Raw genomic sequence first — 15,715 nt, 5'->3', positions numbered from 1 at the left:
CCTACCTCATTGATCGACATCGCGAATCGACCGCGCAAACGCACGGTGCACCCGTTCGTATTGCGGCTGAGTCAGCGGTGGCGGCCCGACGGTGCCATCCAGGGTCTTGAGCTCGTTACCCACGGCCCGGGCCTGAATCACAAACAGCCGTACTTCGGCACGCTGGCCAGGCGCAGTGGCACGCCCCTGCGCATCAACATCCCGGCGAAACCCGCCCAACCACAGGCGTTTCCCCTGTGGCATCCGAACGACACTGCTGACGCTGACCCGCCCGACTGCGGTCATTTTCTGACGCCGCCCCGCCTCGCCCATCTGGCGGTCATCCTCAAGGCTCAGCAGCATCTCGATCTCGTTCGCCTCGGCAAACCGCGGCAACGCGCTGACCTGGGTGCCATAGCGTATGGGTTTCCAGTCGGTGCGAGCGACGGCGGGCCCCGGCACGTAGAGTGTGTGGTTATCCTGGAACACCGCAGGAACGTTCTCCTGGGTGAGAATCACCGGCAGTGTCACCACCCGCGCGCGCCGTCGTCGCTCCAGCACGGCGATCTGCGCCATCAGACGATTGTCCTCCAACGGCTCCAGCACCCGAGTCGCCGAAGTTGATGTGTGGGTTTCCTCGGCCCAGGCCTGGTCGATTTTCTTCAGTTCGTCACGGTCCACATCCACCAGCCACAGCGAAACCTCGATCGCGCGCTTGGGCACATCCAGCTCCGCCACCAATTGCTCGATAAAACGCACCTGGGCAGGCTTGCCCTTGATCAGCAGGCTGTTGGTATCCGGGTAAGGAATCACGGCCAGGCTCTTGTCGGCCAGCAAGCCGGGCGGCCGTTGCGCGGGCGCCTGTTGTTCGCGGGAAAGCACGGTCTCGATCAGCGACGCAATGCCCGGCACATTGACCTTTTCCTCGCCCATCACGTACTCGCGGTCCGCCACATGGGTATTGAGCACCTGCACCACGCCAAACGCCTGCTGGCCCACACGGAGCGCGGCCCGCTGGCGGTCCATCAATTGCGTAAGGTGCAGCACCTGGTCGACATAGTTCGCCGGCCCGGACACATAGAACATCCGGCCCCCGCTCTCCCGCAGCGGGTAGCGGGACTCATCGAGCCCCGAGCGACGCATGAACTCGCGCAGCCTTGAGACGGAAATATGCCGCAGCGTCACCGCCGAGCTCTTCGCTTCATCTGCTGCGTAGAGGTAGAGCACCTGCCCGTCGCTGTACCAGATCAGGTGATGCTGCTCGGCTACCGCCTCCAGCACCTGCTGCGCCCGGCTGAAATCGTAGGTTCCGTCAACGCGTTGCCGAGCCGCCGCCCGGCTGACAACGACCGGCAGGCCGAGAGGCAGCGACAACGCGCTGAAAAACGTGTGCAGGCTTTCGTCCCGCGCCAGGTAAGTCTCACCCCGGGCAGACGCACAGCCCAGCATCAACACCGCGTAAAACAGCCAGCGGCACAGCCGATGGGCGGCCATCGTTGTCGGAGAATCAGCGTACACCGTGGGGTTTCCTGGGCAGTCTGGCATAGGGAAGCGGCCATACTGAAAGCCTGTGGCGTTTCAATCTTGATGGAAAGTTGACGGCGTAACACGCCGTTCCGCCCGTGGCATGTGCCTTGCTATGCACTCTGTATCAGAGCGCGCGCCAACGTCGGAGCGGGCTTACGGACAAAGGCGTCGTTACCCGCAATGGCTCGCGCCGCCATCTGAGGGAGCGACGCTTTTTTTTGAACGAAAAGGTAGGTGTTGATGAACGATTCGGACGGCAACAGCCCGATAAACGACCCGCTGGCCTGGGTCAACGGCAGTGACGCCCCGGAAAAGAGCAGCCTCGACCTGGGCTTCATGGCCTTGAGCGATTGCGCCTCGCTGGTGGTCGCGGCCACCCAGGGCTTCGCGCAACCCTATGGCTTGACACTGAACCTCAAGCGTCAGTCGTCGTGGGCCAACCTGCGCGACAAACTGGTCAGCGGCGAACTGGATGCCGCCCACAGCCTGTATGGGCTGATCTACGCCGTACACCTGGGCATCGGCGGCGTGGCCGCCACCGATATGGCGGTACTGATGGGGCTGAACCAGAACGGGCAGAGCATCAACCTGTCCCACGACCTGCAACAGCAAGGGGTGGTCACTCCTGAGGCACTGGATCGCCACGTGCACCAAAGCCGAACAAAACTGACCTTCGCCCAGACGTTTCCCACAGGCACCCACGCCATGTGGCTGTATTACTGGCTGGCAAGCCAAGGTATCCATCCATTGCAGGATGTGAACAGTGTGGTGGTACCGCCGCCGCAAATGGTGGCGCACCTATTGGCCGGGCGCATCGACGGTTTTTGTGTCGGCGAACCCTGGAGCGCCAGTGCGGTGAAGCAGAACCAGGGCTTCACCCTGGCGACCAGCCAGGCGATCTGGCCGGACCACCCGGAAAAGGTGCTCGGCTGCACCCAAGCGTTCGTCGACCAATACCCCAACACCGCCCGCGTACTGGTGATGGCGATTCTGGAGGCCAGCCGCTTTATCGAGGCGAGCCACGAAAACCGCCGTTCCACCGCGCAGCTGCTCAGCGCCCGCGAGTACCTCGACGCGCCACTCGACTGCATAGAGCCGCGTCTGCTCGGGACTTACGACGATGGGCTTGGCAACCAGTGGCAAGATCCCCACGCACTGCGCTTTTTCGCCGATGGCGAGGTGAACGTGCCCTACCTCTCCGACGGCATGTGGTTCATGACCCAGTTTCGCCGCTGGGGCCTGTTGCGCGAAGACCCGGACTACCTCGGCATTGCCCGCCAAGTACAGCAACTGGAGCTGTATCGCCAGGCAGCCGATGCCGTCGGCGTCACCGCGAACGCCCAGGACATGCGCAGCAGCCAACTGATCGACGGCAAGATCTGGGATGGCTCCGCCCCCGCCGCCTACGCCCGCAGCTTCCGCCTGCATGCCCTGGCCGACCACACCAGCCGCCACGCCTTGCGCTGACAGGAGGACCGATATGTTGCGAATCCTGTTGATCAACGACACACCGCGCAAGGTCGGGCGCCTCAAGGCGGCACTGACCGAGGCCGGGTTTGAGGTGATCGATGAGTCGGGCCTGACCATCGATCTGCCTGCGCGCGTCGAAACGGTGCGGCCGGACGTAATCCTGATCGATACCGAGTCACCCGGCCGCGATGTGATGGAGCAAGTGGTGCTGGTCAGCCGCGACCGACCGCATCCGATCGTGATGTTTACCGACGAACACGACCCGGACGTCATGCGCCAGGCCATCAAATCCGGCGTCAGCGCCTACATTGTCGAAGGTATCCAGGCCCAACGCCTGCAGCCGATCCTCGACGTGGCCATGGCCCGCTTCGAAAGCGACCAGGCCCTGCGCGCCCAGCTGCAGGCCCGCGATCAACAGCTGGCCGAGCGCAAGCGCATCGAACTGGCCAAAGGCATGCTGATGAAAATGAAGAACTGCAACGAGGAAGAGGCCTACACCCTGATGCGCCGCCAGGCCATGAGCCGCCAGCAGAAACTGATCCAGGTGGCGGAGCAGATCATCGCCATGAGCGAGTTACTGGGCTAACCCTCCTCGACAGCGGCTACGGCAGATTGGCCCAGGACTTGCTAAGTATTCAACACAGGTAACCAACGGCGGTTGCCCCTTCACGACAAAGACGTCGCACACCCGGTTTGCCCTCGCGAACCCGGTGGCGGCGTTTTTTTGTTTTGGCCCTTTGACACGGGGCCGGTGGGGCGGCCGTAGCCGGCTGTTCCATCACCAGGCCTTCTTACAAGACTCCCAACCGTTGAGGTGCGTGATGAAATCAAGCTTCTGGAAATCCGGGCACACCCCGACCCTGTTTGCCGCGTTCCTGTATTTCGACCTGAGCTTCATGGTCTGGTACCTACTGGGCCCGCTGGCGGTGCAGATTGCCGCCGACCTGCACCTGACCACGCAACAACGCGGCCTGGTGGTGGCGACCCCCATCCTGGCAGGCGCGGTGCTGCGTTTTCTGATGGGCATGCTGGCGGACAGACTCTCGCCCAAGACCGCCGGGCTGATCGGCCAGGTGATTGTGATCGCCGCACTCTTCGGCGCCTGGAAACTCGGCATCCACAGCTATGAACAAGCCCTGTTGCTGGGGCTGTGCCTGGGGATGGCCGGAGCGTCCTTCGCGGTCGCCCTACCGTTGGCGTCCCAGTGGTATCCCGCGGAGCACCAGGGCAAAGCCATGGGCATCGCCGGCGCCGGCAACTCGGGCACTGTGTTCGCAGCCATATTGGCACCGGTGCTTGCAGCGGCGTTCGGCTGGAGCAATGTGTTCGGTTTCGCCCTGATTCCGTTGATCCTGACCCTGATCATCTTCGCCTGGCTTGCGCGCAATGCCCCCGAACGCCCGAAGGCCAAATCCATGGCCGATTACTTCAAGGCCCTCGGCGACCGTGACAGCTGGTGGTTCATGTTTTTCTACAGCGTGACCTTCGGCGGCTTTATCGGCCTGGCCAGCGCCCTGCCCGGCTACTTCAACGACCAATACGGCCTGAGCCCGGTGACCGCCGGCTACTACACCGCCGCCTGCGTGTTCGGCGGTAGCCTGATGCGCCCACTCGGCGGCGCCCTGGCCGACCGATTCGGCGGGATTCGCACGTTGCTGGGCATGTACAGCGTGGCGGCGATCTGCATCGCTGCGGTGGGTTTCAACTTGCCCAGCTCCTACGCGGCCCTGGCACTGTTCGTCTGCACCATGCTCGGCCTTGGCGCCGGTAATGGCGCGGTGTTCCAGTTGGTGCCCCAGCGTTTCCGCCGTGAGATCGGCGTAATGACCGGCCTGATCGGCATGGCCGGCGGTATCGGCGGCTTCGCCCTGGCGGCGGGCATGGGTGCGATCAAACAAAGCACCGGCAGCTATCAACTGGCCCTGTGGTTGTTCGCCAGCCTCGGCGTACTGGCCTGGTTCGGCCTGCACGGCGTCAAGCGCCGCTGGAGAACCACCTGGGGCTCGGCTGCCGTGACCGCCGCGCGCGTCTGATGAGCCTGCACCTGAGCGTCGCCCAGGCCAGCGCCATCGGCCCGCGCGCCGAGAACCAGGACGCCCTGCGCGTGGTCACGCCCCTGGCGGAGCTGGCCGCGAGCAAGGGTTACCTGTGCGCCATCGCCGACGGTGTCAGCCAATGCGCCGACGGCGGTCTGGCCGCACGCTCGACCTTGCAGGCGCTGGCCCTGGACTATTACGCCACGCCGCAAACCTGGGGTGTGGCCCAGGCGCTCGAACGTCTGTTGCTCGCGCAGAATCGCTGGCTGCGGGCCAATGGCGGTGGCCAGCCGTTGCTGACCACCCTCAGTGCCCTGGTGTTTCGCGGGCAACGCTTCACCTTGGCCCACGTCGGCGACTGCCGGGCGTATCGCTGGCTGGACGGCGAATTGCAGCGCATCAGCGAAGATCATGTATGGGAACAGCCGGGCATGCAGCATGTGCTCAAGCGCGCGCTCGGCCTGGATCAACACCTGGTGCTGGATTTTCTCGACGGCCAATTGCGCGAGGGCGAATGCTTCCTGCTGCTCAGCGACGGTGTGTGGGCGACTTTGGGTGATCACAGCATCAGTGCGATCCTGCGCGAGCAGACCGACCTCGATCTGGCGGTACACACCCTGGTCACCGCCGCACACTTGGCCGGCAGCCAGGACAACGCCAGTGCCCTGCTGGTACGCATCGATAAACTCGGCGCCGCGACCCTGGGCGACGCGCTGGTGCAATTGCAGCAATGGCCGCTGCCACCCGCGCTGAAAGCCGGGCAACAGTTCGAAGGTTGGCAGGTGGAAAGCGTATTGGCACAGAGCCGCCAGTCGTTGCTGTACCGGGTCCGCGATGCCCAGCAGCAACCCTGGTTGCTGAAAACCCTGCCCCTCAGCCGTGACGATGACAACGACGCCGGTCAAGCCTTGCTGTCGGAGGAATGGTTTCTGCGGCGGGTGGCCGGGCGCGCGTTTCCTGAAGTCCACGCGGCCAGCGGGCGTCAGCACTTGTACTACGTGATGCGTGAATATCCGGGGCAAACCCTGGCGCAATTATTCCTGCAACAGGGCCCATTGCCCCTGGCGCAATGGCAATTCGTGGCCGAACGTTTACTGCGGGCGGTGGGCCTGTTGCATCGTCGGCAAATACTGCACCGTGACATCAAACCGGAGAACCTGCTGCTGGGTGACGATGGTGAGTTGCGCGTACTGGATTTCGGCCTGGCCTACTGCCCGGGTCTCTCCGAGGATCGCGCGCATGTACTGCCCGGCACACCAAGCTTTATCGCGCCCGAAGCGTTCCAGGGCGACCGTCCCACAGCCCAACAAGACTTATACAGCGTAGGTGTCAGCCTGTATTACTTGCTGACTGGGCATTACCCCTACGGTGAAATTGAGGCTTTCCAACGGCCCAGATTCACCCAACCGGTCAGCGCCAGCCGCTACCGCCCCGACCTGCCGGACTGGTTACCGCTCAGCCTCGAGCGCGCGGTGGCGGCTCAACCTGCACAACGTTATGAAACCGCCGAAGAATGGCTGCTGGTGCTGGAGCAGGCAGACCGACGGGAACTGAGTGTCCGCCCCCGGCCGTTGTTGGAGCGGGAACCCTTGAAGGTCTGGCGCACCCTGGGGTTGCTCTCGATGCTGATCAATCTGACGCTTCTTTACTTACTCTTTCACCGCTGACGTCATCTCTAGACGAGGGAAAACACATGAACGCAAAAGTCTGGCTGGTGGGCGCGGGCCCTGGCGACCCGGAGCTGTTGACCCTCAAGGCGGTTCGGGCGATGAACTGCGCCGATGTGGTGCTGATCGATGATCTGGTCAACCCGCAGGTACTGGAACACTGCGCGGCAGCGCGGGTGATCACCGTCGGTAAACGTGGGGGCTGCCGCTCAACGCCGCAGGACTTCATCCACCGCCTGATGTTGCGCTACGCCCGCCAGGGCAAGTGCGTGGTGCGGCTCAAGGGCGGCGACCCGTGCATTTTCGGGCGCGGTGGCGAAGAGGCGATGTGGCTGCGCGAACGCGGCGTCGAAGTCGAGTTGGTCAACGGGATCACAGCCGGGCTGGCGGGCGCGACGAACTGCGCGATTCCACTGACCTTGCGTGGTGTCAGCCGCGGCGTGACGCTGGTCACAGCGCACACCCAGGACGACAGCAGCCTTAATTGGCGCGCGCTGGCGGAAGGCGGGACGACACTGGTGATCTATATGGGGGTGGCGAAGCTGGAAGAGCTTCGTCAGCAGTTGCTGGAAGGCGGGATGGCCGCGGATATGCCCGTGGCAATGATCGAAAATGCCTCATTGCCGCAGCAGCGGGAGTGCCGTAGCCATTTGTCGCAGATGCACGAGGATGCACAGGCGTTCGCCCTGAAGAGCCCGGCGATCCTGGTGATCGGCAGTGTCGCCGCCACCTCGCAAGCAGCGAACGTCGCAGCGGCAGCCAGCGCCTGAGGCAAACCCCAGGCGAAAAAAAACCCGGCCGAAGCCGGGTTTTTTTCTACTACTCAGTAATTACTGAGCAGCTTGAGCTTCAACAGCAGCTTCTACGCGACGGTTGATAGCGCGGCCAGCTTCAGTTGCGTTGTCAGCAACTGGGCGGGATTCGCCGTAACCTACCGAGCTAATGCGGCTAGGAGCTACGCCGTCTTTAACCAGGACTTGCTTAACAGCGTCAGCACGACGCTGGGACAGCTTCTGGTTGTAGGCGTCTGGGCCCACGGAGTCAGTGTGACCAGCCACTTCTACGTGGGTAGCTGGGTACTGCTTCATGAAGTCAGCCAGGTTTTTCACGTCGGCGTAGCTGTTAGGCTTAACCACGGACTTGTTGAAGTCGAACTTAACGTCCAGCTCAACACGAACAACGTTGGCAACCGGTGCTTCTGGCTCTGCAACTGGCTCTGGAGCTGGTGCTGGGGTAGGAGCTGGAGCAACTGCGCCAGCGTTACCGCCGAAGTTCACACCCAGGCCGACCAGTGCGGAGTAATCCCACTTGCCGTTGTCCAGTGCGTAGTCAGCTTCAACACCGGCACGAGCGTACAGGTTGTTGGTGAAGTAGTACTTCACGCCAGTACCAGCGATGAGCTGGGTAGTTTGGTCGCGACCGCTGTGGCCGTCAGCACGAACGTTGCCACGGCTCTGGTGACCGACACCGCCTTCTACGTATGGACGCAGGGAGTCGACGCCAGCTTGACCGAAGTGATACTGGGCCACGAGGCTGGTGGTATCGCCTTTGATCTTCTGGCTACCGGTACCGTCGTTCGAACGGGTGTGGTTGGTCTTGTCGTAGGACAAGTCCAACGACAGGTCGTCGGTCAGGAAATAACCAATGCGAGCGCCTGGGTTGAAGCCGTCTTCGATATGATTGACGCTATCGTTGTACTGCTTCTTGTAGAACAGCTCGCCTTCAACTGCGCCTTGGCCTTGTGCCAGAACGCCGAAAGAAGTAGCGGCAATAAGAGAACCAATGGCCAAGCCCAAGGTGTTTTTCAGTTTCATCCGTTAAATCCCCATCTGGTGATTGTAAAGCAGTCCCACAAACCGGGGGACAACTCGGCGACAAGTCTAACAGAACTTGCCTACACGTAAGAGATATTTGCCACGCACTAAGTTTCAGTCTCGCCCGCAAATTTCTCACGTAATTTATCAAGAGCACGTTTGTAACGCATTTTTGTAGCACTCAAACCCATATGCATGATGTCAGCGATTTCCTGAAATTCCAGCTCTGCGACAAAACGTAGCACCAGAATTTCGCGGTCAATCGGGTTCACATGCACCAACCAGCGATCAAGTCCGCCCTTCTCCTCGGGTGCCGGCGTCTTTTCTTCAGACGCCTCCTCAAGGGGGTCCAGACTCAAGGCGTCCATCAAGCGACGCTTTCGCCGTTCCTTACGATACTGCGTGATGCACTCGTTGTACGTGATGCTGTAGAGCCAGGTCTTGAACTTCGATTTGCCCTCGAAGTTCTTCAGGCCATACAACACCTTGAGCATCACTTCCTGACAGACATCATCCGCATCTCTATCGTTCCCTAAATACCTTGAACAAACGTTGAACAGAGTGCGTTGATATCTGCGCATCAATTCTTCATACGCGCGTGTTACGTGAAACAGCTCCGTGTGCGAGCGCGCGACCAACTCCTCATCAGAGAGCTCACGGGGGTCATAGCGCGTGGACAGCGTTTGGGCTTTATTCAAAACAAGTCGTGCCGACAGTCAGGTCAATGTCCGCCACAGCCCGGTCACCCGGGTTCGCGGCGGCGTACATTAGCAGGGTTTGCCGGGTTAGCGGCTACTGACCTGCTGCTCCAGGAGAATCCGATTGGACAGCGACACCAGGTCGCCGTCATCGGTCAGCACAGTTGTCTTGACCGTACCGATCTCCTCGATTTGCCCCTCGACCTCGCCCACACGCACGTGCTGCCCTACCTGATACAACTCACGCACATAGATTCCCGCCAGAATCTGACCGGCAATTTCCCGACTTCCCAGACCCATGGCCAGCGCAACGGCCAGACCAACGGTAATCAAAACAATCACAATCACGTGGTTGAGCAGGTCAGTCTTGACCTCCAACTGGCTGATCGCGACGGAAATACTGATGATGATCACGAGCCCCTGGGCGATTCGCCCCAGGCCTGCCGCGTAGTCCAGCCCGACCCCTTCAGCGGCCCCGCGTACCAATCCGTTGGCCAATTGCGCAAGCAGAACGCCGACGAGAAGCACCAGCGCGCCGCCGAATACCTTCGGCAAATACAGTGCCAGCATGTCCAGCGTAGCTGAAACTCGCTCAAGGCCAAGGGATTGAGCCGCAGAAACCAGAAAAATCAACAAAACGAACCAGTAAACGATCTTGCCGATCAAGGTCGAGATCGGCACTTGCAGCCCGGCGCGGCCGAGCAGCTTGGTCAGGCCGGTGCCTGCCATCAAACGGTCCAGACCGAGTTTGGCGAGCAGCTTGGACAGCAGGGTGTCGAGCAGCTTGGCCACGACAAAACCCAGCAATACCAGGACCAGCGCCCCAAACAGGTTGGGAATGAAATTCGCCACCTTGGTCCACAATGCGGTCATCGCGGTGACCAGGCTCTGGGTCCAGAGATCAAGTTCCATATTCAATCAGCCTTATCAGCAGTGCGAGCAAGAGGTTTACGACGGGAAACCGGCGAGACGTGGGCCGAACCATTGTTCAGGGCCATCATCAACGCCGGCAGCCAACGACCGAGTAGACCGAACAGATCCCCCGCCCCGACCTGACGGTTGGCGGTTTTCAACACGCGGCCCAGGCAGGCATCGTCATCCCGGTTGGATGGCGAAGCATTGAGCATGTCACGCAAAGACTGTTCGAACGGATCGTGCATAAAGACCTCTCGCAAGTGTTTTAAAAGACGAGGGTTAAATTCCTGAGGTCACATCGGCCCCTTCCTACGTTCAGGTCATATTCAGCTCAAACCCAGCGCAATCGTCGAAATAGCCACCATTGTCCGAGCGCCACCGAGACCATCAACAGGCAGGCAATCACAAATCCATAAGGGCTGGCGGAGAACGGTATGCCCCCCACATTGATACCTAACAAGCCGGTCAGAAAACTCATCGGCAGGAAGATCCCGGTGATGATCCCGAAGCGGTACATTGTACGGTTCATGCGTACGCTCAAGCGCCGATCTTCGGCCTCCAGCACAAGCCCCACGCGCTCCCGGGTCAATTCGAGTTCTTCCAGGTAGCGGGTCAGGCTGTTGTTCAATTCGTTCCAATAGTCGGCATCGTCATCACAGAACCACGACAATTTGATCCGCGTCAGTTGGGCAAAGATATCCCGCTGCGGCGCCAGGAATCGCTTGAGCCCGGCCGCTCGCCGACGTATCTGCAAAATGCTGCCATGCTCCGGGGTATACCGTTCGTCGGTATCGAGTTTTTCTTCCTCTACGTCGACGATTTCAGACAGGTCGGACACCAGGTCCTGGACTTTGTGCGTCAGGTACTGCGCCATATACAGGATGAGTTCAGACGCGGTTTTTGGCCCCTTGCCATCCGCCAACTGCACCAGCAACTCATCGGTGGCGCGCAGCGGGCGCAAGCGCAGGGAAATCACCCGGCTGGCAGCGGCGAAGATACGCACCGAAACCATGTCTTCCGGCTCGGCGCCAGGGTTGAGGTTGACCCCGCGCAGGAACAGCAGGAGTTCCGCGTCCGGCAACGGCAACAGGCGCGGGCGGGTGTTCTCCTCCAGCAGCAGGTCACAGGCGAACTCACTCAAGCCACTGGCCTTGCGCAGCCAAGTCTGGGTTTGCGGGTGGCTGCGATCCCAATGCAGCCACAGGCTTTCCTGGGGCTGCAGTTGCAATTGGTCAAGCTCAGTTCGGGCAATCGAACGCGCACCGCCTTTACCATCCAGCACCAGGGCATGCACCAGGCCCCACTGCGCGTTTTCTTCCTCGAACATCCTCACCCCTGTCGGTTATTGCGGTTTATTCAGGCATTTTCAGCGGGCTGGGCGACACGATCACGCCATTATTGTCGGCGTAGATGTATTCACCCGGACGGAATGTCACACCGGCAAAGGTCACTGCCACGTTCAAGTCGCCAATGCCGCGCTTGTCAGTCTTCATCGGGTGGCTAGCCAACGCCTGCACGCCGAGGTCGGTCTGGGCGACGACGTCGACATCCCGGATGCAACCGTAGATCACCAGCCCTTCCCAACCGTTTTTCGCGGCTTTCTCGGCGATCATGTCGCCCAGCAGCGCGCGACGCAGGGAGCCACCACCGTCGACCACCAGCACCTTGCCGGCGCCTGGCTGGTCGGCCTGCTCCTTGACCAGGGAGTTATCTTCGAAGCATTTGATGGTGACGATCTCGCCGCCAAAGGAATCGCGGCCGCCGAAGTTGCTGAACATCGGCTCGGCCACCTGCACCAGTTCCGGGTAGGCGTCGCAAAGATCGGGAGTGACGTAGTGGTTCATTGAAAATTTCCTTTCTGTCAAAGACGTGTCTTTCGAAAGAGGCGCCGGCCGAAGCAGCAGCAAAACATCCCATCCGTTTCGCCGTTACGCAATAGCCACTGCGCGACTGAATATGACCAGAAGCATTTAACGCGTCATATCTTAGCCGCAACCAAAGACGAGCGAAACGCCCTTGGCAGAGCGCTGCGTCAAACTACGACCAATGCATCAGCCTGAGCACCCAACAATGGTGTCAGCGGATCTTTCAGCCATTGCGCCACCAACGGCCAGACCTCGGCCTGGGCCGCTTTGCTGACCAACATCTCCACATGCCCGAAATCCCCGGTAAAGCCTTGTTGGCGCCCCAGGCGCAGGTATTGCCGCGGTGCGGAGCCGACTTGTTCGTACAGCTTGCGGCAGGCCCAGTCCGGGTCCTGCTGGTCGCCGGCGGCACTGACGACCAGCAGCGGCACGTCGACTTCCGCCAGGCCTTTCCACCAATCACGACCAGCCTCGCCAAACCGGCCGAAGAGGCCATGCCAGCGCATGCTCTCGATCATTACGCCCACCGGCTCGTCCTCGGGGCCGCGCTTGAGCCGCGGGCCGGACAACTGGCCAAAGCGCTTCAGGAGCAAGCGAGCGCCCCACTCCAGCGGTGGAATTTTCAACGGCCAGTAGGTGCGACTGACCTGGCTGCCGAACAGCGCCACTGAAGCCACCGCCGGCGCACCGAGGTACTGGCCACCCAAGGCCGCCGCCAGGGTGGTGCCGCCCAGGGAATGCCCGATCCAGTGGGGAATCTGCGCGCTCTGTTCGCGCACGAACGCACCGATGGCCGGCAAATCGTAGCGGGCGTAGTCCGCGACCCGATTGCGGGTGTAGTCCTGGTTGCGCTTGGACAGGCCGTGCCCACGCATTTCCGGTATCCACACATCGAACCCCTGGCGTGCCAGGTAGGCGCCCAGGCCGACGCCTTTGGGCGAGTACCAGAAGCGCCGGTTGGAAAAGCTGCCATGTAACAAAATCACAGGGATGCCGCGGTTTTGCGCGACATCGGCCAGGCCCAGACGCGTCACGGCCAGCTCGACGGTGCCGTCGGGACTGTTGCCGGGTTTGAGCCGGTACACATCTTCACTCAGGTCGCCACGACGTTCAGCGCTGATCAGGGCGACGGGAAACAGGTTGCTGCTGCTTTGCATAATGCTCTTGCACAAAAAAGGGCGGCGTCCGGAAGGAGTTCCGCCCTGTACAGATAAGAATGCCGGCCAACCTGACGATTGACCGGCACTTTTGACGCGTCGACCTTAGGCGGACGCTTGGCCTTCCGCCAGGAAGAACCAGGTTTCCAGCACCGAATCGGGGTTCAGCGAGACGCTTTCGATGCCCTGTTCCATCAGCCATTTGGCCAGGTCAGGGTGATCGGAAGGGCCTTGGCCGCAAATGCCGATGTACTTGCCGGCCTTGTTACAGGCCTGAATGGCGTTGGCCAGCAGCTTCTTGACCGCAGGGTTACGCTCGTCGAACAGGTGCGCGATGATCCCCGAGTCGCGGTCCAGGCCCAGGGTCAGCTGGGTCAGGTCGTTGGAGCCGATGGAGAAACCGTCGAAGAACTCCAGGAACTCTTCGGCCAGAATGGCGTTGGATGGCAGCTCGCACATCATGATCACGCGCAGGCCGTTTTCACCACGGGACAAGCCGTTTTCGGCCAGCAGGTCCACCACCTGGCTCGCTTCGCCCAGGGTACGGACGAACGGCACCATGATCTCGACGTTGGTCAGGCCCATCTCGTTGCGCACGCGCTTGAGGGCGCGGCACTCGAGTTCGAAGCAATCACGGAACGCTTCGCTGATGTAACGCGAGGCGCCACGGAAGCCCAGCATCGGGTTTTCTTCTTCCGGCTCGTAGAGCTTGCCGCCGATCAGGTTGGCGTATTCGTTGGACTTGAAGTCCGACAGACGCACGATGACCTTTTTCGGGTAGAACGCCGCGGCCAGGGTGCTGATGCCTTCCACCAGCTTCTCGACATAGAAGCCCACCGGGTCGTTGTAGCCGGCGATGCGCTTGTCGACGCTGTCCTTGATTTCCGGCGGCAGGCCGTCGTAGTTCAACAGGGCCTTGGGGTGGACGCCGATCATGCGGTTGATGATGAATTCCAGGCGAGCCAGGCCCACACCGGCGTTCGGCAGTTGCGCGAAGTCGAAGGCACGGTCCGGGTTGCCGACGTTCATCATGATCTTGAACGGCAGGTCAGGCATCGCATCGATGGAGTTTTGCTTGATGTCGAAGCCCAGCTCGCCTTCGAAGATGAAGCCGGTATCGCCTTCGGCGCAGGACACGGTCACACCCTGGCCATCCTTGAGCAGTTGGGTGGCGTTGCCGCAACCGACTACCGCAGGAATCCCCAGTTCACGGGCGATGATCGCCGCGTGGCAGGTACGCCCGCCACGGTTGGTGACGATGGCGCTGGCGCGCTTCATCACGGGTTCCCAGTCCGGGTCGGTCATGTCGGAGACCAGCACGTCACCGGGCTGGACCTTGTCCATCTCGGACACGTCCTTGATGATCCGCACCTTGCCGGCGCCGATGCGCTGACCGATGGCGCGGCCTTCCACCAGCACAGTGCCGGTTTCCTTGAGCAGGTAGCGTTCCATGACGTTGGCCGAAGTGCGGCTCTTCACGGTTTCCGGACGCGCCTGCACGATGTACAGCTTGCCGTCGTCGCCGTCTTTGGCCCACTCGATGTCCATCGGGCACTGGTAGTGCTTCTCGATGATCATCGCCTGTTTCGCCAGCTCGCTGACTTCAGCGTCGGTCAGGCAGAAGCGCGCGCGCTCGGCCTTATCCACGTCGACGGTTTTCACCGAGCGACCGGCCTTGGCCTCGTCGCCGTAGATCATCTTGATGGCCTTGCTGCCCAGGTTACGGCGCAGGATGGCCGGGCGACCCGCTGCGAGGGTGCCCTTGTGTACGTAGAATTCGTCCGGGTTTACCGCGCCTTGTACGACGGTTTCGCCGAGGCCGTAGGCGCCGGTGATGAACACGACGTCACGAAAGCCCGATTCGGTATCCAGGGTGAACATCACGCCGGCGGTGCCGGTTTCCGAACGCACCATGCGCTGCACGCCGGCAGACAGGGCCACCAGCTTGTGGTCGAAACCTTGGTGTACGCGGTAGGAAATGGCGCGATCGTTGAACAGCGAAGCGAACACTTCCTTGGCTGCGCGGATCACGTTTTCCACGCCGCGGATGTTGAGGAAGGTCTCCTGCTGGCCCGCGAAAGAGGCGTCGGGCAAGTCTTCGGCGGTGGCCGAGGAGCGCACGGCGACAGCCATGTCCGGGTTGCCGGCCGACAGCGTGGCGAACGCCGTGCGGATTTCTTCGTTGAGTTTCTCGGGGAACTCGGCTTCCATGATCCACTGACGGATCTGGGCGCCGGTCTTGGCCAGGGCGTTGACGTCATCGACGTCCAGAGCGTCCAGCGCGGCGTGGATCTGGGCGTTGAGGCCGCTCAGTTCGAGAAAATCACGGTAAGCCTGGGCGGTGGTGGCAAAACCACCTGGCACCGAGACGCCAGCGCCTGCAAGATTACTGATCATCTCGCCGAGGGATGCGTTCTTGCCCCCTACGTGCTCCACATCATGGACGCCGAGCTTATCGAGGGAAACTACGTACTCTACCAAGGTGATCTCTCCACTTTCTGTATTGGAAAAGCTCAGGACGCCGGCTGCTCAGTAGGAGCATTCGCCAGCGCTTGTGGCCTGGACCTGGAAAATAAGTGAGAATGCG

The 15,715-nt window shown here is 61.3% G+C and carries 14 protein-coding genes; 5 read left to right on the top strand and 9 right to left on the bottom strand.

All coding sequences use genetic code 11. From position 1 onward, the window contains the following. Nucleotides 1-6 precede the first annotated feature (6 nt). Nucleotides 7-1,473, bottom strand: coding sequence for a type III secretion system outer membrane ring subunit SctC (sctC, locus tag ACVWZP_RS28530; protein WP_457370408.1), 1,467 nt, complete (start codon nucleotides 1,471-1,473; stop codon nucleotides 7-9). Nucleotides 1,474-1,746: 273 nt separating this feature from the next. Here sctC and ACVWZP_RS28525 point away from each other — a divergent pair, with 273 nt between their 5' ends. The 5 genes from ACVWZP_RS28525 to cobA all read left to right on the top strand — a co-directional run bounded on the left by ACVWZP_RS28525 (nucleotide 1,747) and on the right by cobA (nucleotide 7,449). Further along, complete coding sequence (locus ACVWZP_RS28525) at nucleotides 1,747-2,973, top strand: CmpA/NrtA family ABC transporter substrate-binding protein (protein ID WP_079444505.1); 1,227 nt, start codon at nucleotides 1,747-1,749, stop codon at nucleotides 2,971-2,973. Nucleotides 2,974-2,986: 13 nt separating this feature from the next. Next, nucleotides 2,987-3,562 carry an ANTAR domain-containing response regulator gene (locus ACVWZP_RS28520; protein WP_046382429.1) on the top strand — a complete coding sequence of 192 codons (576 nt, stop codon included), beginning with the start codon at nucleotides 2,987-2,989 and terminating at the stop codon, nucleotides 3,560-3,562. A gap of 235 nt (nucleotides 3,563-3,797) precedes the next feature. Then, nucleotides 3,798-5,009, top strand: coding sequence for a nitrate/nitrite transporter (locus tag ACVWZP_RS28515; protein WP_017845214.1), 1,212 nt, complete (start codon nucleotides 3,798-3,800; stop codon nucleotides 5,007-5,009). After that, entirely contained in the window at nucleotides 5,009-6,679 is a 1,671-nt protein-coding gene (locus tag ACVWZP_RS28510; protein WP_046382428.1) for a bifunctional protein-serine/threonine kinase/phosphatase, read from the top strand. Before ACVWZP_RS28515 ends, ACVWZP_RS28510 begins: the two co-directional genes overlap by 1 nt. 26 nt (nucleotides 6,680-6,705) lie before the next feature. Beyond that, complete coding sequence (gene cobA, locus ACVWZP_RS28505) at nucleotides 6,706-7,449, top strand: uroporphyrinogen-III C-methyltransferase (RefSeq protein ID WP_108524767.1); 744 nt, start codon at nucleotides 6,706-6,708, stop codon at nucleotides 7,447-7,449. A 60-nt stretch (nucleotides 7,450-7,509) separates the two neighbouring features. Here the strand turns inward: cobA and ACVWZP_RS28500 are convergent, their stop codons facing one another. The 8 genes from ACVWZP_RS28500 to ppsA all read right to left on the bottom strand — a co-directional run bounded on the left by ACVWZP_RS28500 (nucleotide 7,510) and on the right by ppsA (nucleotide 15,609). Further along, nucleotides 7,510-8,493: an OmpA family protein gene (locus tag ACVWZP_RS28500; RefSeq protein WP_046382426.1), complete on the bottom strand. Its 984-nt coding sequence runs from the start codon at nucleotides 8,491-8,493 to the stop codon at nucleotides 7,510-7,512. Nucleotides 8,494-8,600: 107 nt separating this feature from the next. Beyond that, nucleotides 8,601-9,191 (bottom strand): RNA polymerase sigma factor SigX, encoded by a 591-nt coding sequence (gene sigX / locus ACVWZP_RS28495; protein ID WP_046382425.1) that lies wholly within the window; start codon nucleotides 9,189-9,191, stop codon nucleotides 8,601-8,603. Nucleotides 9,192-9,278: 87 nt separating this feature from the next. Next, nucleotides 9,279-10,103: a mechanosensitive ion channel family protein gene (locus tag ACVWZP_RS28490; RefSeq protein WP_017845209.1), complete on the bottom strand. Its 825-nt coding sequence runs from the start codon at nucleotides 10,101-10,103 to the stop codon at nucleotides 9,279-9,281. Between the two features lie 2 nt (nucleotides 10,104-10,105). Further along, the gene (locus tag ACVWZP_RS28485) at nucleotides 10,106-10,351 is read right to left on the bottom strand and encodes a hypothetical protein (RefSeq protein WP_005790375.1); all 246 of its coding nucleotides are present in this window, start codon (nucleotides 10,349-10,351) and stop codon (nucleotides 10,106-10,108) included. An 86-nt stretch (nucleotides 10,352-10,437) separates the two neighbouring features. Continuing rightward, nucleotides 10,438-11,433, bottom strand: coding sequence for a zinc transporter ZntB (locus ACVWZP_RS28480; RefSeq protein ID WP_017845208.1), 996 nt, complete (start codon nucleotides 11,431-11,433; stop codon nucleotides 10,438-10,440). Nucleotides 11,434-11,458: 25 nt separating this feature from the next. Further along, nucleotides 11,459-11,950: a ribonuclease E activity regulator RraA gene (gene rraA / locus ACVWZP_RS28475; RefSeq protein ID WP_017845207.1), complete on the bottom strand. Its 492-nt coding sequence runs from the start codon at nucleotides 11,948-11,950 to the stop codon at nucleotides 11,459-11,461. A 188-nt stretch (nucleotides 11,951-12,138) separates the two neighbouring features. Further along, complete coding sequence (locus ACVWZP_RS28470) at nucleotides 12,139-13,128, bottom strand: alpha/beta fold hydrolase (protein ID WP_046382424.1); 990 nt, start codon at nucleotides 13,126-13,128, stop codon at nucleotides 12,139-12,141. Nucleotides 13,129-13,233: 105 nt separating this feature from the next. Further along, entirely contained in the window at nucleotides 13,234-15,609 is a 2,376-nt protein-coding gene (gene ppsA, locus ACVWZP_RS28465; protein ID WP_026139809.1) for a phosphoenolpyruvate synthase, read from the bottom strand. Between the last annotated feature and the right edge of the window lie 106 nt (nucleotides 15,610-15,715).

This window comes from Pseudomonas sp. TE36184 (assembly GCF_054060055.1).
This window is presented reverse-complemented; position numbering and strand designations above follow the sequence as displayed.